Consider the following 24,595-nt stretch of genomic DNA (forward strand, 5'->3'; position numbering starts at 1 on the left):
AGTCATCCGATCAGGCCAGCGGCTTGCGCAAAGCGGCCATGAACATCGCATCGGTCCCGTGTCGGTGCGGCCACAACTGAACCGACGATCCGTCGCCGACGTCTGGGACACCTGGCACCAATTCCTTGGTGTCGAGTTCCACGACGCCGTGACGTCGCACTGCATCGGCGACCACTGCCAGCGTTTCCGACAAGTGCGGCGAGCACGTGGAGTACAGCACCACTCCGCCGGGGCGAACCAGTTCGATTGCGGCAGCGAGCAATTCACGCTGTAACTTCACGAGCGGAGCCACATCGGACGGCTGGCGACGCCAACGTGCCTCCGGGCGCCGACGCAGCGCACCCAACCCGGTGCAGGGAGCGTCGACGAGGATGCGGTCGTATCCGGGTTCGAGCCCGGATTCGCGGCCGTCCGCCACGTGTACGTCGACGGGAAGTTCGCGAGTGGTCTTGCGGATCAGTTCGGCGCGATGTTCGACGGGCTCGACGGCGTCGAGTCGACCACCTTCAATGCCGGCAAGAGCACCGAGAAGTGCCGCTTTTCCTCCTGGACCTGCACAGAGGTCGAGCCAGCGTCCGGAGTCTTCACCTTCGAGAGGAGCAATGCTGAGGGCGCGGGCCACCAGCTGACTGCCCTCGTCCTGCACGCCCGCCAAGCCTTGGCGGACCGCCTCGAGCTGTCCGGGGTCACCGCCGTCGAGATGCACGGCGTACGGCGAGTACGGCCCGATCTCGCCGCCGGTCACCAGTGCAAGCTCCTCGGCGGAGATCTCGCCGGGGCGGGCGACGAGGTGTACGGCAGGGCGGGCGTCGTCGGCGATCAGGACGTCTTCGAGTTCACCGGCAGCAGCGCCGAGCGAGTCGGCAAATACCTGCGCGATCCACAGGGGGTGAGCGTGCTCGAAGGCGAGCCGGCCGACCGGGTCCTTCGGGGCCAGCAGCTCGACCCACTCCTCCTGGGTGCGTTCGGAAACACGGCGCAGGACCGCATTGACGAATCCTGCTCGGCCCTGGCCGTTTTCGGCGCGGACCAGATCGACCGAGGTTGCGACGGCAGCGTGCGGTGCGACACGAGTGCGCAGCAATTGGTACGAGCCGAGTCGGAGTACATCGAGCAGCGTTCCGTCGATCTCTTCGATCGGCCGACCCGCTGCATGGGCGATCACCGCATCCAGCAGTCCCTGAGCACGTGCCGCGCCGTACGCCAGTTCGGTTGCCAGCGCAGCGTCGCGTGCGTCGAGTTTGCGGTCACGCAGGAGCCCTGGCAGAACCAGGTTCGCGTACGCGTCACGCTCACGGACCGCGCGCAGGACGTCACGCGCCGCCAGACGCGGTTGATCGAGCCCGGCGGTTGCCGGATCAGGCCGCTTGGCCTGCTTCGGCTTGGTGTTCTTGGCGCCGCCGCCGGTCTTGGCTCCGGGACCCTGTGCCCGTCGTGCCGGTCGTCGTGATTCGGTCACTGTGCTCGTACCTCCGCGTCGAGTCGGGCACCGCGTGCCCAGTCCCCTGCCGACATCAATTTCTTGCCCGGGGGCTGAATCTGCCCGAGTCGCACCGCGGTGGTCGCGGTACCGATGTACAGACCATCCTTGCGTACCGAGATCTCACCGACTGCCAGGGTCTCATCCGTGACGGTGATCGGGCCGACCTTGACTCGAAGATCACCGATCATCGTCCATGCCCCGGGTGCGGGTGTGACGGCTCGGATATGCCGGTCCACTGTGCGAGCGGGCAGTTCCCACCGCACGCGGGCCGCGTCCACCGTCACCTTGGGGGCATACGAGACGCCGTCGGCAGACTGCGGAACCGCGTTGATCTCGCCGGCCTCGAGTCCGTCGAGTACCGATTCGAGGAGGGCAGCGCCGTTTTCCGCGAGACGTCCGAGCAGGTCGCCCGCCGTATCGGTGTCGCGAATCCGCTCGGTCATCACTCCGTACACGGGGCCGGTATCCATCCCGGCTTCCAAACGGAACGCGCTCGCACCCGTCACCTCGTCACCGGCACTGATCGCGGCCTGCACCGGCGCGGCGCCGCGCCACGCGGGAAGCAACGAGAAATGCAGATTGACCCAACCGTATTTCGGAATGTCGAGGACGTTCTGTGGCAACAGGTTTCCGTAGGCGACGACGGGTGCACAGTCCGGTTCGAGGCGGGCGAGTTCGGCCGCGAAGTCGGGATCGGACGCCTTGGCCGGCGTCAGCACCGGGATGCCGTGCTCGTCGGCAAGCAGACCGATCGGCGATCGGGTGACTTTTCGACCGCGGCCCGCCACAGCGTCCGGACGCGTGACGACGGCTACCACTTCGTGGTTGGCGGATTCGATGAGCCGACGCAGTGAAGGAACCGCGGGTTCGGGTGTTCCGGCGAACACGACGCGCATGTCAGCTCTCCCGTTTCGTTGGGCTCTTCGGACTCTGATCAGCCGATCGGCCTGTCGAACGCGGTGGACTGCAACTCACGAAAATGCTCCCGGATGTGTCGGTGGGTGGAACTGTCAGTCTAAGGACTGCGAGAGCTACGACCTACCTCGCGCCGCACCGAACCACTTTCTCAGCAATTTCTTTGATCAGAACCCTGCACATTCACCGGTCCTCGGTATTGACTGTTTCTGTCGTCGCCACTCGGCGGAGGCTGATACGGGATACACCGATCACACGGAGGAACTTAGATGGCAGGCATCGACAGTAAGTTCGACAAGGCCTACGCAGGAAAGTCCGTCGAAGAATTGGCGGACGCCCCGGTCGCGGCACTCAACGGCGTGAGCGATTCGGACGCAGAACATTTGAAGGCAGCGTTCAACATCAAGACCGTCCGCGACCTCGGAACGAACAAGTTCTTCCTGTGGGCGCAGGCCACTGCCAAGCTCGCCGAGTAAACATCCCGACCCACGTGATCTCGGTGCTCACGAGTTAGCAGCTCACGAAGTTGCAGCTCACGAATTTGCGTCGATGACCACTTGCGGAATATCCGTGCCGAGCGGCACCACGGTGCACGAAGCGTGCCGCTCGGCATCGGGGTCGAGGACCGTCCGGATGACGTCGATCACGTAGGGGTCGTACGGCATGCGGAAATGGCCGGTCAGGTTCGACGGGCACAGATCCTGGAGGACGATGTTTTCTGCACCGGCATCGCGGAGCGCGATGTTCGAGGACGGCTGGATCATCTCGTCGACAGTGGACCCGATGGTCGTGTAGCGCACTCCGGGAACGGTGTCGCCTCCGGCGTTGAGGGCGTTCAACATATCCGACCCTTGCATCTGCTCGCGGACAGCTCGCGAAAAGACGTCTTCGACAAAGTCTTCTCCGCCGGGGATCGCACGGACAATGGGAACCAACCCGAACATCACCCCACCGTAGGTCGGCGAAGCCAAACCGACCCAATGATCGACGTAGGCGTCGCCGCCCATCTTGTTGACGTAGTACCGCGTCACCGTCGCGCCTTGGGAGTAGCCGATCACGTCGACCTTGTCCGCTCCGGTCGCGGTCAGCACCTGATCGACGAAAGAACCGAACGCGGTGGCACTACCGACTATGTCGCCGACGCCGTAGGTCTCGTGTGCGACGTCCCCGTCTTCTTCTTTGATCGCACCGCCGTAATTGAGGGCGAAGACGCAGTAGCCGTCAGCTGCCAGTGCCGGCGACAGGGCCGCCCAATCCGCGTACGCCTCGGTGTCGGTTCCGTGCGCGAGTACAACCGGTCGGGGATGCGTGCCGGAAGGCTCACAGCCGAAATCGTTCGACCCGGCAGGTGCGGATCCTGGATGAGCATGAGCGAATGCGGTGGCTACCGAACGTGACACCTGGCCTGGGCCGATGACGAGGGGAACATCCATCGCGTCGGCACTCGCAGACGGGAGCGTCGGTGCGGCAGCCGATATCGCCGGCGGTGCTCCGATCAGCAGCGCCATTGCTACCGAAAATGTCAGTCCCACAGACCGTTTGACGCCAGACATTGTTCCTGCTCCTGCTCTGATCCTACGAGGGAGCTGACCGTAACACCAGAAACTTCGAGGCGCATACCCTACCGAACAGTAGGTATCCGACGTCTCAATTGCCGCCTTCATCGGCGTCATCACCGGCAAGCACTCGGTAGAGCGATTTGCGCGCCTCGACAAGCACGTCGGCTGCGGCCTTGACCTGCGCTGGTGTGCCTACAGCAGCCACTTGACCGGCCGCGCCCATCAGCTGGCCGATCAGTTCTCGAAGGTCCTGCTCCGGCTCCCCTACGCTGAGACGAACGTCATCCCACGGCGCCCCGAGATCGGCGCGATGTTCCTCGACGTACGCGACGCCTTCTTCTGTCAGCTTGGCGGTCTTGCGGCCGGCAACCTTTTCGATGATCACCAGTCCTTCGTCCTCGAGTTGGGACAGCGCGGGATAAATGGAGCCCGGACTCGGCTTCCAGACGCCGCCGCTGCGCTCGACGATCTGCTGAATCAATTCGTAGCCGTGCATCGGCTCTTCCGCGATCAACAGCAGAATCGCAGCGCGCACATCTCCTCGACGACCTCGTCCGCCACGTCCTCGCCCGCGACCGAACTGAGCGCCCGGACCGAAGCCGGGGCCGGGTCCGCCGTCTGGACCGAAACGCCCCCGCCGATGGCCTCTGCGTGGCATGTCACCGAAGCCCGGCCGCTCGTGCGGTCGACCGCGTCGTCCACCGTCTCGATCGCCGGGACCATCGCCCGACGCGCCGTCGTCCGTCGGCACCCACATCACAAATGGTGGCCGTTGCTCACGGCCGAAACCGCCGAAGAAACCGCGCCGGCCGAACATCCCCTCGTTCGGGAAACTTGCATCCATCGTCGAACCTCCATCACTATCGTTGATAGTTCGACGATATATCGTCATATCGGGTAGCGCAAGGATTCCTCCGACAACTCGAAACTCAGCCGATGCGGCGTGGGTCGATCTGAATGCGGACCGGACCCGAAGACTTCCGCGCACTGCGCGCGGCCCTCGCATGTGCCAGAGCGTCCGCAAGGCCGCGACCGTCCTTGCGTGGAACGCGGACCAGCATTCGCTCCGGCGCGACACCGCTCTCGTCCTCACCGGAATACGGAAGCCTCTCCCCCGCAGGCAATTCCACTGGTCCGAGCAGTACAGCACTTGCCGGCAGATCAGCTGAATCCACCAACTCCGCAATTGCCGCGGATCCACCGTCGATCGCAGCCATGTGAACGGCCGGAGGAAAGCCGACCTCGTCCCGTTCCTCGAATTGAGACTGTGCGTGCCCCACTGGATCCCATCGGACCAACGCCTGCACCGTCGGGATACCCGAGTCTGCGACAACCACAACTTCACCGCCTTCGGACAGCGGAATCACCATGGCAGCAGCCGACATCCAGCGTCTGAGTGTTTCCTCGGCGGCGCGAAGATCGGGCCGGCCGAGCAGTGCCCAACCGTCGAGCAAGAGCGCGGCGCCGTAGCCGCCGGTCATCACCGGCTCCGCACCCACTGTCGAGACCACCAACGCGGGCCCGTGTGGCAGTTCCTTGACCACATCACTGCCCCCGGACAGAACAACTTTCACACCGGGAAACGCCCGCCCGAGTTCTTCGGCGGTCCGGCCGGCACCGACCACCACCGCGCGCAACGCTTTCGCCCCGCACGCGTGACATCGGTAGGCGGCATCGGCAACCCCGCACCAGCGGCACGCCGGTGTCCCGGCGCCGTCGGGACCTGCCGCAGCGGGAAGAGCCAGTGGGCCGTTGCACCGACGGCACCGTGCCGGGGCACGGCACTTTCCGCAGGCCAGGGTCGGTACGTACCCCCGCCGAGGCACCTGTACCAGGACTCCGTTGCCCTCACCCAGAGCGCGCCGGGCGGCCGCGAATGCAATAGCGGGCAAACGAGCCGCTCTGGCTCCCGGATCGCGGGCCAAGGCTTGATCGCTGTCGGCAAGCGCGGTGATCTTGGGTGCGTGGGCACGAACGACGTCCCGCGTAGCGACCAGATCGTGCGCCCATCCCGAGTCGACGAGTACCTGCGCTTCTGCCGTACGGGAGAACCCACCGATCACGACGGCGCACCCGGCGACGTAGCCACGCAGGACGGCAACTTCGCGGGCATGTGGATACGGCGACCGCGGCTCGGACAAGTTGTCGTCGCCGTCGTCCCAGACGACGACAAGACCGGTCTCTGGCGTCGGCGCAAAAACAGCACTCCGCGTGCCGACGACGATCCGGGCGGTCCCGCGCAGTGCAGCGAGCCACCTCCGATATCGCATGGCCGGCCCCAGGCCCGCGGACAGACCTACCACCGCATCCGCTCCGGAGAGTTCGGTACAAGCGGCGACGACGCGGTCCAGGTCGCGTTGATCGGGCACAACCAGGATCGCGGATTTACCACTTGCCGCTACGGCCCCGGCCAGTTCGGCCAGGCGCAGTGGCCAGTTTTCACCAGGCAACGCCTGCCAGACCGCACGTGGGCTTTTCGACTCGCGAATCGCGGACAGGAAGGCGTCACCGAATCTGTAGAGATGCCAACCATTTTCGATCGGTTCAGGAGCGGACGGCGGCTCGGCGGGCCCCCACGGTTCCGCCTCGACCTTCGCGTGCCGCGGCGGTACCGCCAAACGGAGAACATCGGCACGGGTTCCGGCATAACGCTCCGCCACACGATCGACGACTTGCGCGATTTCGGCCGTCAGGACCCGCTCGGACGAGATGACGCGTTCGAGCCAGCCGAACTTCCCCTGATGGTCACTGGTCGCCTCGCGCGAGACGATGAAACCGTCCACCAGACGACCAGCGAAGCGGATGCGCACCCGGACTCCGGGCTGCGCATCCGCTTCGAGTTCACGAGGAACGAGGTAGTCGAATTCACGGTCGAGGTGAGCGAGCGGGAGCATCGGCAGCACCCGGGCGACCGGATCGACTTCTGCCGCTACTCTTTCCGCGCCCACCCGCGCCCCGTCTGTACGTCAGTGATCAGAGACCAGCTGCGCTACGCAGCTTGTCGGCGCGATCGGTGCTCTCCCACGGGAGGTCGATATCGGTGCGACCGAAGTGACCGTATGCCGCCGTCTGCGCGTAGATCGGGCGCAGCAGGTCGAGGTCGCGGATGATCGCTCCCGGACGCAGGTCGAAGATCTCGGTGATCGCCTTCTGGATCCGTGCCGGATCGGTCTTCTCGGTGCCGAAGGTTTCGACGAAGAGTCCGACCGGAGCTGCCTTGCCGATGGCGTAGGCGACCTGAACCTCGATGCGGTCGGCCAGACCTGCGGCAACAGCGTTCTTGGCCACCCAGCGCATGGCGTAGGCAGCGCTGCGGTCGACCTTTGACGGGTCCTTGCCGGAGAACGCGCCGCCACCGTGGCGAGCCATTCCGCCGTAGGTGTCGACGATGATCTTGCGGCCGGTCAAACCGGCGTCACCCATCGGGCCACCGAGGACGAACTTGCCCGTCGGGTTCACCAACAGACGAACATCGGAGGTGTCGAGATCGGTGAGGTTGACGTCGGTCAGCACCGAGTGAAGCACCTTCTCGCGAAGATCGGGCGTCAACAGGTTGTCGAGGTCGATGTCAGCGGCATGCTGGGTGGAGATGACCACGGTGTCGAGACGGACAGCCTTGTCACCGTCGTACTCGATGGTGACCTGGGTCTTGCCGTCCGGGCGCAGGTACGGCAGCACGCCGGACTTACGGACCTCGGTCAACCGGCGAGAGAGACGATGAGCCAGCGCGATGGGCAGCGGCATCAGTTCCGGCGTGTCGGTGGTGGCGTAGCCGAACATCAGGCCCTGGTCGCCCGCACCCTGACGGTCGATCTCGTCGTCGCTGATTCCGTCGACGCGGGCCTCGTGCGAGTGATCGACACCCTGCGCGATCTCGGGCGACTGGGCGCCGATCGCGACGTTGACGCCGCACGAATTTCCGTCGAAGCCCTTTGCGGAGCTGTCGTAGCCGATTTCGAGGACCGTGTCGCGCACGATCTTCGGAATGTCCGCGTACGCAGTGGTCGTGACCTCACCGGCTACGTGAACCTGGCCGGTGGTGACCAGTGTCTCGACGGCCACGCGGGCGCGCGGGTCCTGGGTGAGCAGCGCGTCGAGGATCGAGTCGCTGATCGCGTCACAGATCTTGTCCGGGTGCCCCTCGGTGACGGACTCGCTGGTGAATAGCCGACTGCCGGACTTGCTCACAGATCTCCCTCTCGACGACTGAGTTCTTGACTACAGCTTATTGAAGTATCCGAATCACCGTTCGGTGACCGTTTTGTCATGCTTTGTTAGCTGGGGGCTGAGCCGACGATAACGGTTGGACCGCCTGCGCAACACCCTTGTACTCACCCGATTATCGTGGGGTAACTCTCATCACCGGGCGCGTGTCGCTACTCGGGGAAGAGCTTGACCAGGGCGTCGAGTACTCGACTGGCCATCAAAGCCTTGGATCCGTGTTCGAGAGCGGACTCCGAGCCGTCGGAACCGAGCAGCCAACCGTCGTTGTGATCGACCTCGAACGCCTTGCCCTCGCCGACCGCATTGACCACGAGGAGATCGCAACCTTTGCGGGCAAGCTTGGAGCGGGCATAGGTGAGAACGTCACCGTGGGCGTCACCGGTCTCAGCGGCAAATCCGACGATCACCGTTCGAGCATCCAAGTCGCCGTCACGACGCGCTTCGACGAGACCGGCGAGGATGTCGGCATTTCTGGTGAGGCTGATCGAGTCGGGTTCGTTTGCGCCCTTCTTGATCTTGCTGCCTTCGACGGTGGTGGGGCGGAAGTCCGCGACAGCCGCAGCCATGACGACTCCGTCGTGTCCCGGTGCGTGCTTTTCCACTGCCAACCGGAGATCTTCGGCCGTCTTGATGTGCACGACGTCGACAGCGGCGGGATCGGCGAGATCAGCCGTGTACCCGGCGATCAGTGTCACGTGCGCGCCGCGTTGCGCGGCAAGACGGGCGAGCGCGTAGCCCTGCTTGCCCGAGCTGCGATTACCGAGAAAGCGCACGGGATCGAGCGGCTCGCGAGTACCGCCGGCGGTGACCAGAATGCGGCGACCCTCCAGGTCGCGCGGCAACGCGTCCGAGCGCTCGAGGAGCAACGAAGCCAACCCGACGATCTCGTCGGGTTCGGGAAGTCGACCGGCTCCGGTGTCTTTCCCTGTCAAACGCCCGGAGGCAGGTTCGATCACGTGGACGCCGCGCGAACGCAGTGTCGCCACGTTCGAGACCGTTGCGGGGTGCTCCCACATCTCGGTGTGCATTGCTGGGGCGAAGACGACCGGACAGCGCGCGGTCAACAAAGTGGCCGTCAACAGGTCGTCTGCGCGACCCATGACCGCTCGCGCCATCAGATCAGCGGTTGCCGGCGCGATGACGACCAGATCGGCTTCCTGTCCGAGACGGACATGCGGAACCTGCGGGACGTCGTTGAAGACGCCGGTGTGAACCGGGTTGCCGGAGAGTGCTTCGAACGTCGCGCGCCCGACGAACTCCAGAGCGGATTCGGTCGGAATCACGCGGACGTGATGACCGCTCTCGGTGAAGCTGCGGATGATCGAGCACGCCTTGTACGCGGCGATACCCCCACCGACACCGACGACAATGCGCTTACGTATCGATGTGGGCGCGTCGGACACTCCCCCGACACCCGAACGAGGTTCGGGTGCGGCAGATGTGGTGCTCACTCGCCTTCGGTGTGCTCGAGGAGATCAGCGTGGATTTCACGCAACGCGATGGACAGCGGCTTTTCCTGCAGACCGGGCTCGACCAGAGGTCCGACGTATTCGAGGATGCCGTCACCGAGCTGGTTGTAGTAGTCGTTGATCTGGCGCGCGCGCTTGGCCGAGTAGATGACCAGGGCGTACTTGGAAGAGGTGCGTTCGAGCAACTCGTCGATCGGCGGGTTGGTGATGCCGAGCGGGGTGTCGTAGGCAGGCAGAGCGCCCTGACCTGCTGCGGACGCGGCTGAAGTGCTGCTCACTCTTGTATCTCCTGAATTAGATCTTCATTGAAGAACTAGTTTTATCGATCCGGATATCTGAGAAACGGGGTGGAAATCGGTTCCCGAAGGGTGCGGAATCAGTTCCCAACCAACAAGGATACCAACTCATCGCAAGCACGGCTTACATCCTCGTTCACGATGACCGTGTCGAACTCGTCCTGTGCGGCCAATTCCACTCGGGCCGTCTCGAGTCGGCGCGCCACGACGTCTTCCGTTTCGGTTCCACGTCCGGTCAGCCGTTGCACCAGAACGTCCCAGCTCGGTGGAGCCATGAACACCAACAGAGCCTCGGGCATCGCCTTGCGGACAGCTCGTGCTCCGGCGAGATCGACCTCGACGAGAACGGGCTTTCCAGCTTCGAGCGCTTCTTCGACCGGAGCTGCGGGGGTGCCGGAGCGCTGCAGGCCGCCGTGGATTTCCGCCCATTCGAGAAGTTCACCGGAGTCGATCATCCGTTGAAATTCTTCACGGGAGGTGAATCGGTAGTCCTTGCCGTCCACTTCACCTGGGCGGGGATCGCGAGTGGTCGCCGAAACACTGAAAACGAGTTCAGGCAACCGAGTTCTCAGCTCGCGAACGACGCTGGACTTACCGACAGCCGAAGGGCCGGCCAGTACAACCAGCCGACCCCTCCGCACTGCGGTCTTGCTCTCTGACACTGTTGCGTCAGCAATCATCAGACACTGCCGCGTCAGCAATCATCACTTGTCGGCTCAGGCCTCGAAGTCGAACTTGGTGAGCAGAGCCTTGCGCTGCCGATCACCGAGGCCACGAAGGCGACGGGTCGGTGCAATCTCCAGCTCGGTCATGATCTCCTGAGCCTTGACCTTGCCCACCTTGGGCAGCGCCTCGAGCAGTGCCGAAACCTTCATCTTGCCCAAGATTTCGTTGTCTTCGGCGTCCTTGAGGACCTGCTTGAGGTCGGTGCCGCCACGCTTCAGGCGCTCCTTGAGCTCAGCCCTGGCCTTGCGGGCAGCAGCTGCCTTCTCCAAAGCAGCAGCGCGCTGCTCATCAGTCAACTGGGGAAGGGCCACGGTTCCTCCGTCTCGTCGTGTGCAAATTTTGTCTATTCCGCTGATAACCAGCAGCGATAGCGACCGTACTCACGCCTGGCGCGAATTGCTAACCCACCCCCCGCGGTCCGATGCAGATCGCGGTGGGTTATGCGCGTCGAATCGATGTCACGGATCGTCACCGTTTTCGGCTGGATCGAGACGAATTCGACGCCGCACGAACGTGCGTACAGTACCGAAATAGACTGTAACACAATGTATTTCGACCCATAGCGTGCGACACCCCCGTGCGAGTGTGCGAAATCGTTACCTGCGGGAATGAACGTGGTCGCCGACACATCCAAAATTTTCGAGCATTTTCGGCGCCTATGCGCGTGTCGCGGCCCGTTTTCAGGTCTGCAGCGACGATTTCGGATCGCCGGCGTCGACCGTCTCGGGTTCGATGCGACTCACGCCGGGGGCGGCCAGAGCGAGCACTACCGCGAGGCTCGCCCAGAGCAATGAATTCTCCAGCACGAAGCCGACTACCGGGATATCCATGTCCGCGCCGACTCGAGGAAGCCGAAACAGCACTACGACAGCGGTGAGACCGATCGCGATCCAGGACCACACAGGGACCGATCGAGTGCCCTCCCCCACGCCAGACTTGATCGGAACGAGGAGTACACCGACCGCCGGCACCAACCACACGAAATGGTGCGTCCAGGCAATGGGAGTCACGATTGCCGCCAGCAGAGCCACCACCGTGAAACCGGCGAGATCGCCCCGCAGGCGCTGAGCGCGCCGCGTCGCGACAATTCCGAGGACACCCAACACCGCACAGGCGACGAGCCATGCCGGACCCACCAGGCCCTCGGGAAGTAGCCGCAAGGCCATTCCACGCACGGACTGGTTACCGAACACGGACGGGTCACCGACGGCGACGCGCCCCGAGAGTGAGGCGATGTCGCCGAAGTAGTCGATCGTCTGGCGTGGGAGAACCGCAAAGCCCAGAGCCGTGGCGCCGAGGAAGCCGGCGAGGCCGCCCGCAACTGCTTTCCAGCGCCCGGTGATCACGTAGTAACCGATGTAGACGAGTGGCACCAGTTTGACCGCGCCGGCGATCCCCACCAGCACGCCCTCGGGAATCCACCGTGGTCGAGCCAGCACGTCGATCAAGCACAGGAGAGTCAGAAACAACCCGACCTGGCCGTACCCGAGGTGATCGGAGATCGGCGATGCCGCCGTCCACAGGACCAGGAAACCCACGTAGACGACGACTGGCCGCTTACGTGTGAACGGGACTTCGCGATAGCTGAGCACGATGATCGCGGCCAGCATCAGGAGGCTGACGAAACTCCATCCCCACTGGACCGCACCCCAGGAACCCAAGGCGACGGGAACGGCGACGAGCGCAGCGAAGGGCGGATACGTGAACGGCAGTCTCGCGTTGAACGACTCGTCGTACAGGTTCGAGCCGTCGAGGACGGCCTGACCCGCTGTCCGGTACACGGCGAGATCGTCGCCGTGTACGCCGGTGACGGATTGGAACCCGGTGGCCAGCAGCGCGCACGCCGCGACGAGAAGTCCGATCTGCCACCAACGATTCACCGACGGACGGTACCACCGGGTTCCACCGCTCGAACGAGCCTCGAGGTCACTCACGGATCAGTTCGCCAATGCGGCTTCGATCTCGTCTCGGTCACGCATTGCTGCCTCCCGAAGTGCCGATACCGAAGGACCATGCTTGAGCACCCCACGGGAAGTGTTCGGCAGCAGGAGCTCGGTCGATCCCGCGAAGATGTCTGCGAGATCCGCTGCCGTCGCACCCTGAGCGCCGAGTCCCGGAGCGAGAATCGGGCCGTTGAACTGCGACAGGTCCAGACCGTGGTCCCGAGTTGCACCGACCACCAGTCCGACGGTGTCACGGCCGTCGCCGTTCGCATCGACCGCAGCGTCGACGATCGACTGAGCCACGCTCACACCGTCAGTCGACGACTGTTGAAGTACGCCGCCTTCCGGATTGGAGGTTCGTGCCAGGACGAAGATCCCGCGGGCGTTCTGCCTTGCCAGTTCGAGTGTCGGAGTCAGCGCCCCGAATCCCAGGTACGGCGAAACGGTGACCGAGTCGGAGGCCAACGGCGAATCACCCAACCAGGCTTGCGCGTACGCGTCCATCGTCGAACCGATGTCACCGCGCTTGGCATCCGCGACGACCAGAGTTCCCGCATCGCGAAGAACCGAGATGGTCCGCTCCAACACGGCGAAGCCGGCGCTGCCGTAAGCCTCGAAGAACGCGACCTGAGGTTTGACCAGTCCGACCTCACCGGTGAAGGCCTCGACGCAGATCTCGGCGAAAGTCTCGAGACCTTCGGCCGTACGCGGCAGTCCCCACGCGTCGAGAAGCGCGGGATGCGGGTCGATACCGACGCACAGCCGCCCCCGGTCCGCGATCGCGGACCGGAGACGCTGCCCCCAACTGTGACTCACGACTGCTGTGCCGGCTGACGAAGACCTGCGTGCAATTCCTGCAGGGAGTGAACTCCGATGTCGCCGCGAATGGCTGCTTCGATGCCCTGCACGGCAGCCGAGGCGCCCTGCACCGTCGTGATGCACGGGATGTTCGACGCAACCGCTGCGCTTCGGATCTCGTAGCCGTCGACACGCGGGCCGTTGTTGCCGTACGGCGTGTTGATGACCATGGCGACCTCGCCGCTGCGGATCTGGTCGACGATGGTCTCGGCACCGGCCGGAACATCTTCACCCGACTGCTTGTACACCTGCTTGCACTCGATACCGTTGCGCCGCAAAACATCTGCGGTTCCTTCGGTGGCAAGAATGGTGAATCCGAGGTCTGCCAGGCGCTTGACCGGGAAGATCAGCGAACGCTTGTCCTTGTTGGCGACCGAGACGAACACCGCGCCCGTGGTGGGCAACGAACCGTAGGCGGCAGTCTGCGACTTGGCAAAAGCCGTACCGAAGTCGAAGTCGATTCCCATGACTTCACCGGTGGACTTCATTTCCGGGCTGAGCAAGGTATCCACGCCGGTACCGTCGGCGCGGCGGAAGCGGTTGAACGGCAACACAGCTTCCTTGACCGCGATCGGTGCACCGGCCGGGGTGTTTCCGCCGTCGCCCTTCGCCGGCAGAATGCCGCTCGCACGCAGTTCCGCGATGGATTCGCCGAGCATGACGCGGGCGCATGCCTTGGCCAGCTGGACGGCCGTCGCCTTGGACACGAACGGAACCGTGCGGCTGGCGCGGGGATTTGCTTCCAGCACGTAGAGGATGTCGTCCTTGAGGGCGTACTGGACGTTGAGCAGGCCCTTGACGCCGATGCCCTTCGCGAGAGCCTCGGTGGAGCGGCGGACGTTCTCGAGATCCGCCCGGCCCAGAGTGATGGGCGGGAGCGCACACGCCGAGTCACCGGAGTGAATGCCGGCTTCCTCGATGTGCTCCATGACGCCGCCGAGGTACACCTCGGTGCCGTCGCACAGAGCGTCGACGTCGATCTCGACCGCGTCTTCGAGGAAGCGGTCGACCAGGACCGGACGATCGTCGGAGATCTCCGTGGCGCGCGAGATGTAGTCGGCGAGGGAAGCCTCGTCGTAGACGATCTCCATGCCGCGTCCACCGAGCACGTACGACGGACGCACCAGCACCGGGTAGCCGATGCCTGCTGCGATCTCGCGGGCGCCGTCGAACGTGGTGGCGGTACCGAACTTCGGTGCGGGCAGACCGGCTTCGGTCAGTACGCGACCGAATTCGCCGCGGTCCTCCGCCAGGTCGATGGCTGCGGGGCTGGTTCCCACGATGGGGACGCCGGCAGCTTCGAGACGCTTCGCCAGTCCGAGCGGGGTCTGGCCGCCGAGCTGGACGATGACGCCGGCAACGGTGCCCGACTGCGCCTCCGCGCGGTAGACCTCGAAGACGTCCTCGAACGTCAGCGGCTCGAAGTACAGGCGATCAGCGGTGTCGTAGTCCGTGGAGACGGTCTCGGGGTTGCAGTTGACCATGACGGTCTCGTACCCGGCCTCGGACAGCGTCTGCGCCGCGTGGACACACGAGTAGTCGAACTCGATGCCCTGACCGATGCGGTTGGGGCCGGATCCGAGGATCAGAACCTTGGGTCGCTCGGTCTGCGGAGCAACTTCGGACTCGGCCTCGGGATCGAGCTCGTAGGTCGAGTAGTGGTACGGCGTCTTGGCCTCGAACTCTGCGGCGCAGGTGTCGACGGTTTTGTAGACGGGGCGCACGCCCAGCTGATCACGCAGAGCGCGAACGGCGTCCTCACCTGCGTGCGTGTCACCACCGAGTTCGGGGCGCAGAGCCGCGATCTGGCGGTCCGAGATGCCGTGGTACTTGGCCTGACGCAGGGAAGCCTCGTCGAAAGACTCTGCAGCGCGCAGCTTTTCACCGAGCTCGTGAATCTGCTGGAACTGGTCGAGGAACCACGGATCGATCTTGGTGGCGTCGAAGAGCTGCTCGACAGTTGCGCCGAGCGCGAATGCCTTCTCGATGCCGTACATGCGGCCGTCCTGCGGAACGCTCAGATCGGCGAGCAGTGCATCCAGGCTCTCCGTCTCGATGTCGGCGCCGGTCCAGTAACCCGCACGCTTGGTCTCGAGCGAACGCATGACCTTGCCGAAAGCCTCGGTGAAGTTGCGGCCGATGCTCATGGCCTCGCCCACCGACTTCATCGTGGTGGTCAGAGTTCCGTCGGCACCGGGGAACTTCTCGAAAGCGAACCGCGGAGCCTTGACGACGACGTAGTCGAGCGTCGGCTCGAAGCAAGCCGGGGTTTCCTTGGTGATGTCGTTGACGATCTCGTCGAGCGTGTAGCCGATGGCAAGCTTGGCCGCCATCTTCGCGATCGGGTAGCCGGTCGCCTTCGACGCCAGAGCCGACGAGCGGGAGACACGCGGGTTCATCTCGATGACGACCAGGCGGCCGTCCTTCGGGTCCATCGCGAACTGGATGTTGCAGCCGCCGGTGTCGACGCCCACCTCACGCAGAATGTCGATGGAAAGGTCGCGCATCGCCTGGTACTCGCGGTCGGTCAGCGTCATCGCCGGGGCGACGGTGACCGAGTCTCCGGTGTGGACACCGACCGGGTCGACGTTCTCGATGGAGCAGACGATCACGACGTTGTCGCGACTGTCGCGCATGAGCTCGAGTTCGTATTCCTTCCAGCCGAGGATGGATTCCTCGATCAGGACGTTCGCCGTCGGCGACGCGGCCAGACCGCCACCGGCGATGCGGTTGAGATCGTCGACGTCGTACGCCATGCCGGAACCGAGGCCGCCCATGGTGAAGGACGGACGCACGACAACCGGGTAACCGAGTTCGGCGACCGTGGCGTGTACTTCGTCCATCGTGTAGCAAACTGCGGACTTCGCGGATTCGCCACCGACCTTGGCGACGATGTCCTTGAACTTCTGGCGATCCTCGCCGCGCTGGATGGCGTCGAAGTCGGCGCCGATCAGTTCGACGTCGTACTTCTCGAGGATGCCCTGCTCGTGCAGCGCCACTGCGGCGTTGAGCGCAGTCTGACCGCCGAGCGTCGCGAGGACGGCGTCGATCTTGTTGCCCTGCAAGGCTTCCTTGGCGATGACCTTCTCGAGGAACTCGGCCGTGATCGGCTCGACGTACGTGGCGTCGGCGAACTCGGGGTCCGTCATGATGGTGGCCGGGTTGGAGTTGACCAGGCTGACGCGCAGGCCCTCCTCCTGGAGGACGCGGCAGGCCTGGGTGCCCGAGTAGTCGAACTCGCAGGCCTGACCGATGACGATCGGACCGGAGCCGATTACCAGGATGTGCTTGAGATCTGTACGGCGTGGCATTAGTTCTTGACTCCGGTTTCTTTCCGTGCGGAGAGCAGGCTGGTGAAGCGGTCGAAGAGGTACGCGGCGTCGTGCGGGCCGGCTGCCGCCTCGGGGTGGTACTGCACCGAGAAGGCCGAATCGTCCAGCAGGCGAACACCTTCGACGGCTCCGTCGTTGGCGCAGGTGTGGCTGACCACCGCGCGGCCGAACGGGGTGTCGAATTCCTGACCGGCTTCGCCTTCGAGCGCGAAGCCGTGGTTCTGAGCGGTGATCGCGATGCGACCGGTCTGATGCTCGATCACCGGGATGTTGATTCCGCGGTGGCCGAACTTCATCTTGTAGGTGCTCAGGCCCAGGGCGCGGCCCAGGATCTGGTTACCGAAGCAGATACCGAACAGTGGCAAGCCCTGTCCGATGACCTCTTTCGTGAGGTGGACTGCGCCGTCGGCGGTGGCTGGGTCACCGGGACCGTTGGAGAGGAACACTCCGTCGGCCTTCAGGTCGAGGATCTGTTCGAGACTCGCGTTGGACGGCAACACGTGGACGCGGATACCGCGCTCGGCGAACATGCGCGGGGTGTTGGTCTTGATACCGAGGTCGATGGCGGCAACCGTGTACAGCGCCTCCCCGCCCTTCGGCTCGACGACGTAGCCGCTGGTGGTGCTGACCTCACCGGCAAGATCGGCGCCGAGCATGGTCGGCTGATCCTGAACCCGTCGGACCAGTTCGTCATCGGCGGCGATGGCTTCACCGGAGAAGACGCCTGCCTTCATCGAACCGCGAGTACGCAGGTGGCGAACCAGGGCGCGGGTGTCGATCCCGGCGATTCCGACGATGCCCTGCTCTTCGAGCTTGGCCTGCAGCGAACCGGTTGCACGCCAGCTCGAGGTGACGCGCGAGGGGTCACGAACGACGTACCCGGCAACCCAGATCTTGGCGCCGGCACTCTCGCCGGTCGGTCCGACCGACTCGTCGTCTTCGTCGTTCCAGCCGGTGTTGCCGATCTGCGGTGCGGTGGAGACGACGATCTGGCGGTGGTAGCTGGGATCGGTGAGCGTTTCCTGGTAGCCGGTCATGCCGGTGCTGAACACCGCTTCGCCCAGGGTCTGTCCAACCGCACCGAAGGTGGTTCCGCGGAACACCCGTCCGTCTTCGAGGACCAGTACTGCGGGGCTGTTGCCAAAGCCGCTCATGCGTTCTTTCCGTTCTGCTCGATGTCGCCAGAGCTTGCGTCTTCGTTGTCATTCGTCTTGTTCGAAGCGGTCTTGTTCGAAGCAGTCACCGGCTTGACCCAGTCCGGATAAACCGTCTTGTCGTCACCGCGCACGCCCGTGTCGATCTCGGTTCCGCTCGGCAATTCCCAGCGAATCACCAGGACGCCGTCCTTGCTCATGACCTTGCCGGCAAGACCGTTCTCCGTGCGGATCGCGCGGATCGACTTCTCCGGAATCCAGATGGCCGACGCGCCGTCACGCTCGACCAGAATTCCGCCGCTGTAGCGGCTGATCTCGCAGGTGGCGCGGAAACCGAGGTCGCCGACGGCGATACGGTCCTGCCAACTGGGTGCGATGGTGCTGCCGACGTACAGGCCGGTGGTCGGCAGGACGAGCAGTTCACCCAGGGTTGCCGGTACCGTCGGCAGTTCGCCGATCTTGTCTTTCTGGCGTCGAGCGCGTCCACGCCAGCCGACGTACATCAGGCCGATCATCGCGACCCAGAAGATCGCCAGACCGATGATCCACAGTGCTCTGTCCATGACGCGCTACTCCTCGCTACTCCGCAGCCGCACATTCCCGTCGTGTGCGGTGATGCGGCCACGTAACAGTGTGGTCGTGACCCGAGCGGGCAATGTCATCGACTCGTACGGAGTGTTATGCGCGACACTCGCCAGGTCGGGACCGTGGACCGTCCACTCGGCCGATGGATCGACCAATGTCAGGTTCGCGGGCTCCCCCACCTCGATGGGACGGCCCTGATCGTCGAGGCCGACGATTGCCGCGGGGCGCTCGCTCATGACCCGGGCAACACCGCGCCAGTCCAGCAGGCCGGGCTGGACCATCGTCTGCACGATGATCGAGAGTGCGGTCTCGAGGCCGAGCATTCCAGGGCGAGCGGCTGCGAACTCGCAGCACTTGTCCTGCTCGGCGTGCGGAGCATGGTCGGTCGCGACGCAGTCGATGATTCCTTCGGCCAGACCCTTGCGCAGCGCGGCAACATCACTGGCCTCACGCAAGGGCGGGTTGACCTTGTTGATCGCGTCGTACGTCTCGAGCCGTGAATCGTCGAGGAGCAGGTGATGCGGGGTGACCTCGGCGGTGATCGAAATCCCTTGGCTGCGAGCCCACTTCACGAGTTCGACGGTTCCGGCGGTGGAGGCGTGGCAGATGTGAACGCGGGCGCCGGCGTCACGCGCGAGCAGTGCGTCGCGGGCCACGATCGATTCTTCGGCTGCTCGCGGCCATCCGGCCAGGCCGAGACGCGCGGCCGTGGGGCCCTCGTGGGCGACCGCACCGACGGTCAAACGCGGCTCTTCCGCGTGCTGGGCGATCAGGACGCCCAGTGAGCTGGAGTATTCGAGCGCGCGACGCATGATCAGTGGGTCGTAAACGCAGTGGCCGTCGTCGGAGAACATCTTGACCTTGCCGACGCCTGCGGCCATGGTCGCCATCTCGGCGAGTTGCTTGCCTTCCAGGCCCGCTGTGACTGCGCCGACGGGGTGGACGTCGACGAGGCCGACTTCCTGCCCGCGTCGCCAGACGTGATCGGTGATGACCACCGAATCGGCGACGGGACTCGTGTTGGCCATCGCGAAGACCGCGGTGTATCCACCCAGAGCCGCTGCCGAGCTTCCGGTTTCGATGGTCTCGGTGTCTTCGCGGCCGGGCTCACGCAGATGTGTGTGCAGGTCCACGAAGCCGGGAAGCAGGATCTGCCCGCCGGCATCGATCACCTCGGATGCCGTGGCCGGATCGAGGTCCACGCCGATCTCGAGGATCGTGCCGTCGCCGACGAGTACGTCGGTGGGCTCACCTTCTCCGTAGATCAGGACTCCGCGGAGCAGGACACTCACGGGTGATTCTCCGTTCTCGTTTCTGGTCACAGCGCACCGTCCTCCGACCCGACCAGCAGTCGGAACAAGACAGCCATGCGCATGTGTACGCCGTTGGTAACCTGTTGCAGTACAGCAGTTTTGGAGGAATCGGCAACGGCGGATGCAATCTCCATGCCGCGCAGCATCGGGCCGGGGTGCAGGACCACCGCGTGATCGGCCAGCATCGCCAGCCGCTTCTCGGACAGGCCGTAGTTGATCGAGTACTCGCGCTGCGACGGGAAGAAGCCACCGTTCATGCGTTCGGCCTGAACCCGCAGCATCAGCACCGCGTCGAGTCCGGGCAGTTCCGCGTCGAGCGAATGCGAGACCGTGACCGGCCACGTGTGCGCACCGACCGGCAGCAGTGTCGGCGGCGCAACAAGAACAACCTCGGCACCGAGCATCGAGAGCAGCAGTGCGTTGGAGCGGGCGACACGGCTGTGCAGGATGTCGCCGACGATGGCGATCCGCTTGCCCTCGATGTCGCCGAGACGCTGGCGAAGGGTCAAAGCGTCGAGAAGCGCCTGAGTGGGGTGCTCGTGCGTGCCGTCACCTGCGTTGATGACTGCCGGGCCACCGTCGTCGGCCGCTCCGGTCCACTTTGCGATCTGGTGGGCGGCGCCCGAAGCCGGGTGGCGCACGATGAGTGCGTCGGCACCGGCCGCGCGCAGGGTCATCGCGGTATCGCGCAGGGATTCACCTTTGGACACCGAGGAACTGGATGCGCTGACATTGATGACGTCGGCACTCATCCATTTGCCTGCCACCTCGAAAGACACCCGGGTGCGCGTCGAGTTCTCGAAGAACACCGTCATGACCGTGCGTCCGCGCAGCGTCGGGAGCTTGCGTACCTCTCGTCCCAGAAGTGCCTGCTCGAACCGTTCTGCCTCGTCGAGAAGTTCTACCGCGGACTCACGATCGAGGTCCGCGATGGAAAGTAGGTGCTTCACGCGCTCTTACCCCCGGAGATGACTACCGCTTCCCTGCCGTCGTGCTCCTGGAGGAGAACCTTGACGTCCTCGGACCTCGCGGTCGGGACGTTCTTGCCGACGTAGTCGGCGCGCAGCGGGAGTTCGCGGTGACCACGATCCACGAGCACTGCGAGTTGGACCGCGCGGGGGCGGCCCAGATCGCGCAACGCGTCAAGTGCCGAGCGCACGGTGCGACCGGAGAAGAGGACGTCGTCCACGAGAACGACCAGCGCATTGTCGACGCCACCTTCGGGGACGGACGTGCGCTCGAGCGGGCGGTGCGGCTTGTTCCGGAGATCGTCGCGGTAGAGGGTGATGTCGAGAGATCCGATGGGAAGACGCACACCGGAGAATTCTTCGATCTTGGCGCGCAGTCGCGTGGCGAGGGTGGTTCCACGCGTCGGGATCCCGATCAGGACCACACGAGGGGCAGTTCCCTCGGGTCCGTCGAGTGCGGTCTTCTCGATGATCTCGTGAGCGATCCGCGCGATGGTCCGGCCCACATCCTGGGCGGACAACAATTCGCGGGTTTCGCTACCTGCCTCGGCACCGACCGGCGCCTTCGAGTTACCTGGACCTGCAAGATCGGATGGGCGAGACCCTTCGGGCACGCTCATGCAGCGACCTCCTTCTCCGCCTCACTGGACGGATCGTTAAAGGATGTCTGACGGTCCCCACCCTATCAGCCGACAGACCTGATCCCGCCGTGCGAGCAGCGACTCCGACCGGTTGTGTGCAGACACACAACGCGCTCGGTGACACTCGCACGGCGGTGGTGGAACAAAACTTGCTACTCGGTACCCGAATCCGATTCCTGCGCGCGCTGGGAGGTCGCGGCCGCAGCCGATCGAACCTGCGGCGCAACGAGAACGACCTGGCCGAGGATTCCGTTGACGAATCCCGGAGAGTCGTCCGTCGAGAGCTGCTTCGCGAGTTCGACGGCCTCGTCCACGGCGACAACCGGCGGAACGTCCGTCGCGTGGAAGAGCTCCCACACGGCGATACGCAGAATCGCACGGTCGACGGCGGGCAGACGCTCGAGCGTCCAGTCCTGCAGATGCGAGGAGATGACCTGATCGATCCGGTCCAGATTCTCCGCAACGCCGGACACCAACGTGACGGTGTAGGCCGCGACGGGTGCTACCGCGTCGTCCTTGACGGACAGATCGGAACGCTCCGACGCCAGTGCGACCGGATCGAGGTCACGTGCCTCGGCTTCGAAGAGGAAGTCGACGGCACGCTTGCGCGCCTTGTGGCGTGCACCGAGTTTCTTATGTGTGCCGGACACTCAGGAATTCACACGCCCGAGGTAGTTGCCGTCACGAGAATCGACCTTGAGCTTGTCACCGGTGTTGATGAAGAGCGGGACGTTGATCTCGGCACCGGTCTCGAGGGTCGCAGGCTTGGTGCCGCCGGTGGAGCGGTCGCCCTGCAGGCCCGGATCGGTGTGCTTGACGACGAGCTCGACGGTGACCGGAAGCTCGACGAAGAGGGGAACGTCTTCGTGGGTCGCGACCTGGACTGCCATGTTCTCGAGCAGGAAACGCGACTGGTCGCCGACGGTGGATTCGCTGATCGACACCTGGTCGTAGGTGTCGCCGTCCATGAAGATGTAGTCGCTGCCGTCGTGGTACAGGTACGTCATGTCACGACGGTCGACCGTGGCGGTCTCGACCTTCACACCGGCGTTGAACGTCTTGTCCACTACCTTGCCCGAGAGCACGTTCTTGAGCTTGGTGCGCACGAAGGCAGGGCCCTTGCCGGGCTTGACGTGCTGGAACTCGATGATCGTCCACAGCTGGCCTTCGATCTGCAGAACCAGACCATTCTTGAAATCACTGGTGGAAGCCACTTGCTTCGCGTCTCCTAGGGGTCGGGAAACCGTCTCAGACGACGGTAAGGTCTTTTGCGGTCAGTGTGAGCAGCTCTGGCCCCTGCTCACGAACAACGAGCGTGTCCTCGATCCGTACACCTCCGCGCCCGGAGAAGTACACGCCCGGCTCGACGGTCACCGCCGCGCCGGAAAGAAGTGTACCGGTGCCGAGCTTGCCGATCCCCGGTGCTTCGTGGATTTCGAGCCCCACACCGTGGCCGAGGCCGTGCAGGAACAACTCGCCGTAGCCTGCATCGTCGATCACCGCACGGGCGACGGCGTCGACTGCCGCACATTCGACACCCGGCGCGAGCGCGTCGCAACCGGCAGCTTGCGAACGCGCGACGAGCTCGTAAATCTCCCGTTGCCAATCGGAAACGGACTCGAGCACGTAGGTCCGTGTCATGTCCGAGTGGTACCCACCGACCTGGGCGCCGAAGTCGAGTTTCACGAAGTCACCCGACGCCAGGATCGCGTCGGTCGGTCGGTGATGCGGAATCGCCGAGTTGGCGCCGGCCGCCACGATCGTCTCGAAGGAAATACCGTCCGCCCCGTTGTCGAGCATCAGATTTTCCAGCTCGCGGCCGACCTCTCGTTCCGTTCGGCCAGGTCGCAGACCGCCGCGAGCGATCAACTGCGCCAACGCGACATCGGCTGCGGTGCACGCGGCTCGCAACAACTCCACCTCGTACTCGTCCTTGACCATGCGCAATTGTTCGACGAGTCCACTCACCGGTTCGAACCGGATCTTCGGCGCTGCTTCGGTCCAAGCCCGATGTTCGGCGAACGTCGCCACATGTGACTCGAACGCGAGAACGGGCGCCGTGGACTTCTCGATCAAGTGCGCAGCACTCGAACGGGCGATTTCGGCCCGAAGGTCCGGCACCTGCTCTGACACCTGCGTCACGTAGCGGCCGTCGGTGCAGATCACCGTCTCACGCTCGTCGGACGCTGAATCGGATGCACTGACGACGAGCGCCGCATTGGAACCGGTGAAACCGGTGAGGTATCTGATGTTGAGGAGATCTGTGACGAGAATCGCGTCGAGTTCGCGCTCCGAGAGGAGGCGTCTGAGGGATTCACGGCGTGTTCTGAAGTCGACCGGCATCCCTCGAACCTACCGCCCGCGCAGACCTGCCGATCAACTCGAAACTCGCGGTTACAGCAATAAGTGTGGGTTAGGCCACAAGGTGTAATGGGTTCTAGTTAGGCTGTACCCATGAATGCGTGGTTGGTACGTGGCCTCGGCATGGCCCTGATACATGTTGTGTTTCGTGCGTTGCTCGGTGCAGCGATCGCACAGTGGCCACTTCAGGGGTCCACCCTGCGCTGGCTGTCCCTGTTGATCGTCATCGTCTTCGCCGCGATCTGGGGTGGTATCGACGGCATTCGAGACCGCCGGAGCTTCCCCGAACCCGAGGACGGCGCCGATCTGACCATGCTGTGGCTCAAGGCCGCATTGGTCGGCGGGTTCGTCTCCGGCGCTGCCAGCTGGGCACTCAGCCTCGTCCCCTCCCTCGAACTGACCCAGCAGGGCTTGTTCTTCGAGGTGACCTCCGGTGCGGCGTTCACGATCCTTCTCATCTTCGTCCCCGCCATGATCGCCATCACTGTCGGACGCTTCTTCGTCAGCCGTGAACAGCGCAAGAACGGAACAGCTCCGCAGACCCCGTCCCACGAGCGTCACCACGAACCGGTGCCCGTCAGCGAGGGCTACGACTCCCCCACCGAGCAGCACGCATACAGCGGAGCCGCCATGTCCGTCGAGGAATCCGACGCCGATACCGCGGTCTTCCCGGCGATCGATCTGGGCAAGCGCGAGCAGTAACGCCCGCCGTCCACACAACCGAATGCGGCCCCGAGGATATTCTCCTCGGGGCCGCATTCGTGTGAC

The 24,595-nt window shown here is 64.4% G+C and carries 23 protein-coding genes; 2 read left to right on the forward strand and 21 right to left on the reverse strand.

Annotated features, from left to right (window positions below; all coding sequences use genetic code 11):
* Positions 1 to 10 precede the first annotated feature (10 nt).
* Both ACYP01_RS22525 and fmt read right to left on the reverse strand, forming a co-directional pair.
* Positions 11 to 1,459: an RsmB/NOP family class I SAM-dependent RNA methyltransferase gene (locus ACYP01_RS22525; RefSeq protein WP_459682530.1), complete on the reverse strand. Its 1,449-nt coding sequence runs from the start codon at positions 1,457 to 1,459 to the stop codon at positions 11 to 13.
* Complete coding sequence (gene fmt, locus ACYP01_RS22530; RefSeq protein WP_007727991.1) at positions 1,456 to 2,379, reverse strand: methionyl-tRNA formyltransferase; 924 nt, start codon at positions 2,377 to 2,379, stop codon at positions 1,456 to 1,458. Before fmt ends, ACYP01_RS22525 begins: the two co-directional genes overlap by 4 nt.
* Before the next feature lie 288 nt (positions 2,380 to 2,667).
* On the opposite strand from fmt, the gene ACYP01_RS22535 reads away from it, so the two are divergent.
* The gene (locus tag ACYP01_RS22535; RefSeq protein ID WP_003944900.1) at positions 2,668 to 2,874 is read left to right on the forward strand and encodes a hypothetical protein; all 207 of its coding nucleotides are present in this window, start codon (positions 2,668 to 2,670) and stop codon (positions 2,872 to 2,874) included.
* Between the two features lie 57 nt (positions 2,875 to 2,931).
* On the opposite strand, the gene ACYP01_RS22540 is transcribed toward ACYP01_RS22535, so the two are convergent.
* From ACYP01_RS22540 to ACYP01_RS22630, 19 genes are all read right to left on the reverse strand, one after another.
* Positions 2,932 to 3,951: an esterase/lipase family protein gene (locus tag ACYP01_RS22540; RefSeq protein WP_459682533.1), complete on the reverse strand. Its 1,020-nt coding sequence runs from the start codon at positions 3,949 to 3,951 to the stop codon at positions 2,932 to 2,934.
* 94 nt (positions 3,952 to 4,045) lie between these two features.
* Complete coding sequence (locus ACYP01_RS22545) at positions 4,046 to 4,714, reverse strand: PadR family transcriptional regulator (protein ID WP_370852745.1); 669 nt, start codon at positions 4,712 to 4,714, stop codon at positions 4,046 to 4,048.
* Positions 4,715 to 4,886: 172 nt separating this feature from the next.
* Complete coding sequence (locus tag ACYP01_RS22550; RefSeq protein ID WP_081557843.1) at positions 4,887 to 6,905, reverse strand: primosomal protein N'; 2,019 nt, start codon at positions 6,903 to 6,905, stop codon at positions 4,887 to 4,889.
* A 25-nt stretch (positions 6,906 to 6,930) separates the two neighbouring features.
* Positions 6,931 to 8,145 carry a methionine adenosyltransferase gene (gene metK / locus ACYP01_RS22555; RefSeq protein WP_003944827.1) on the reverse strand — a complete coding sequence of 405 codons (1,215 nt, stop codon included), beginning with the start codon at positions 8,143 to 8,145 and terminating at the stop codon, positions 6,931 to 6,933.
* Positions 8,146 to 8,333: 188 nt separating this feature from the next.
* Complete coding sequence (coaBC, locus tag ACYP01_RS22560; RefSeq protein ID WP_003944888.1) at positions 8,334 to 9,632, reverse strand: bifunctional phosphopantothenoylcysteine decarboxylase/phosphopantothenate--cysteine ligase CoaBC; 1,299 nt, start codon at positions 9,630 to 9,632, stop codon at positions 8,334 to 8,336.
* Complete coding sequence (gene rpoZ / locus ACYP01_RS22565; protein WP_003944996.1) at positions 9,629 to 9,928, reverse strand: DNA-directed RNA polymerase subunit omega; 300 nt, start codon at positions 9,926 to 9,928, stop codon at positions 9,629 to 9,631. The genes coaBC and rpoZ overlap by 4 nt, the downstream gene beginning before the upstream one ends.
* A 98-nt stretch (positions 9,929 to 10,026) precedes the next feature.
* Positions 10,027 to 10,626 carry a guanylate kinase gene (gmk, locus tag ACYP01_RS22570; RefSeq protein ID WP_003944801.1) on the reverse strand — a complete coding sequence of 200 codons (600 nt, stop codon included), beginning with the start codon at positions 10,624 to 10,626 and terminating at the stop codon, positions 10,027 to 10,029.
* A gap of 36 nt (positions 10,627 to 10,662) precedes the next feature.
* Positions 10,663 to 10,983 carry an integration host factor, actinobacterial type gene (mihF, locus tag ACYP01_RS22575; RefSeq protein ID WP_003944825.1) on the reverse strand — a complete coding sequence of 107 codons (321 nt, stop codon included), beginning with the start codon at positions 10,981 to 10,983 and terminating at the stop codon, positions 10,663 to 10,665.
* Between the two features lie 369 nt (positions 10,984 to 11,352).
* Positions 11,353 to 12,552 (reverse strand): glycosyltransferase 87 family protein, encoded by a 1,200-nt coding sequence (locus ACYP01_RS22580; RefSeq protein WP_225320370.1) that lies wholly within the window; start codon positions 12,550 to 12,552, stop codon positions 11,353 to 11,355.
* Between the two features lie 57 nt (positions 12,553 to 12,609).
* A complete protein-coding gene (gene pyrF / locus ACYP01_RS22585; RefSeq protein ID WP_007728008.1) occupies positions 12,610 to 13,431 on the reverse strand; it encodes an orotidine-5'-phosphate decarboxylase in 822 nt (273 codons plus the stop codon).
* Positions 13,428 to 16,784: a carbamoyl-phosphate synthase large subunit gene (carB, locus tag ACYP01_RS22590; RefSeq protein ID WP_003945010.1), complete on the reverse strand. Its 3,357-nt coding sequence runs from the start codon at positions 16,782 to 16,784 to the stop codon at positions 13,428 to 13,430. Before carB ends, pyrF begins: the two co-directional genes overlap by 4 nt.
* Positions 16,784 to 17,959 carry a glutamine-hydrolyzing carbamoyl-phosphate synthase small subunit gene (gene carA, locus ACYP01_RS22595; protein WP_003944927.1) on the reverse strand — a complete coding sequence of 392 codons (1,176 nt, stop codon included), beginning with the start codon at positions 17,957 to 17,959 and terminating at the stop codon, positions 16,784 to 16,786. Before carA ends, carB begins: the two co-directional genes overlap by 1 nt.
* Entirely contained in the window at positions 17,956 to 18,522 is a 567-nt protein-coding gene (locus ACYP01_RS22600) for a PH-like domain-containing protein (protein ID WP_003944773.1), read from the reverse strand. The genes carA and ACYP01_RS22600 overlap by 4 nt, the downstream gene beginning before the upstream one ends.
* 6 nt (positions 18,523 to 18,528) lie before the next feature.
* Positions 18,529 to 19,836, reverse strand: a complete 1,308-nt coding sequence (locus tag ACYP01_RS22605; RefSeq protein ID WP_003944990.1) for a dihydroorotase — start codon at positions 19,834 to 19,836, stop codon at positions 18,529 to 18,531.
* Between the two features lie 26 nt (positions 19,837 to 19,862).
* A complete protein-coding gene (locus tag ACYP01_RS22610; RefSeq protein ID WP_003944883.1) occupies positions 19,863 to 20,807 on the reverse strand; it encodes an aspartate carbamoyltransferase catalytic subunit in 945 nt (314 codons plus the stop codon).
* The gene (gene pyrR / locus ACYP01_RS22615; protein WP_003944977.1) at positions 20,804 to 21,445 is read right to left on the reverse strand and encodes a bifunctional pyr operon transcriptional regulator/uracil phosphoribosyltransferase PyrR; all 642 of its coding nucleotides are present in this window, start codon (positions 21,443 to 21,445) and stop codon (positions 20,804 to 20,806) included. Before pyrR ends, ACYP01_RS22610 begins: the two co-directional genes overlap by 4 nt.
* Positions 21,446 to 21,618: 173 nt before the next feature.
* Positions 21,619 to 22,116, reverse strand: coding sequence for a transcription antitermination factor NusB (nusB, locus tag ACYP01_RS22620; protein WP_007728014.1), 498 nt, complete (start codon positions 22,114 to 22,116; stop codon positions 21,619 to 21,621).
* Entirely contained in the window at positions 22,117 to 22,680 is a 564-nt protein-coding gene (gene efp, locus ACYP01_RS22625; protein ID WP_003944958.1) for an elongation factor P, read from the reverse strand.
* Between the two features lie 34 nt (positions 22,681 to 22,714).
* Positions 22,715 to 23,809: a M24 family metallopeptidase gene (locus tag ACYP01_RS22630; protein WP_003944812.1), complete on the reverse strand. Its 1,095-nt coding sequence runs from the start codon at positions 23,807 to 23,809 to the stop codon at positions 22,715 to 22,717.
* Between the two features lie 111 nt (positions 23,810 to 23,920).
* Between ACYP01_RS22630 and ACYP01_RS22635 the strand changes: the two genes are divergently transcribed.
* Positions 23,921 to 24,529, forward strand: coding sequence for a B-4DMT family transporter (locus ACYP01_RS22635; RefSeq protein WP_459682544.1), 609 nt, complete (start codon positions 23,921 to 23,923; stop codon positions 24,527 to 24,529).
* Positions 24,530 to 24,595: the final 66 nt, after the last annotated feature.

It is taken from the genome of Rhodococcus sp. no. 34 (assembly GCF_054589475.1).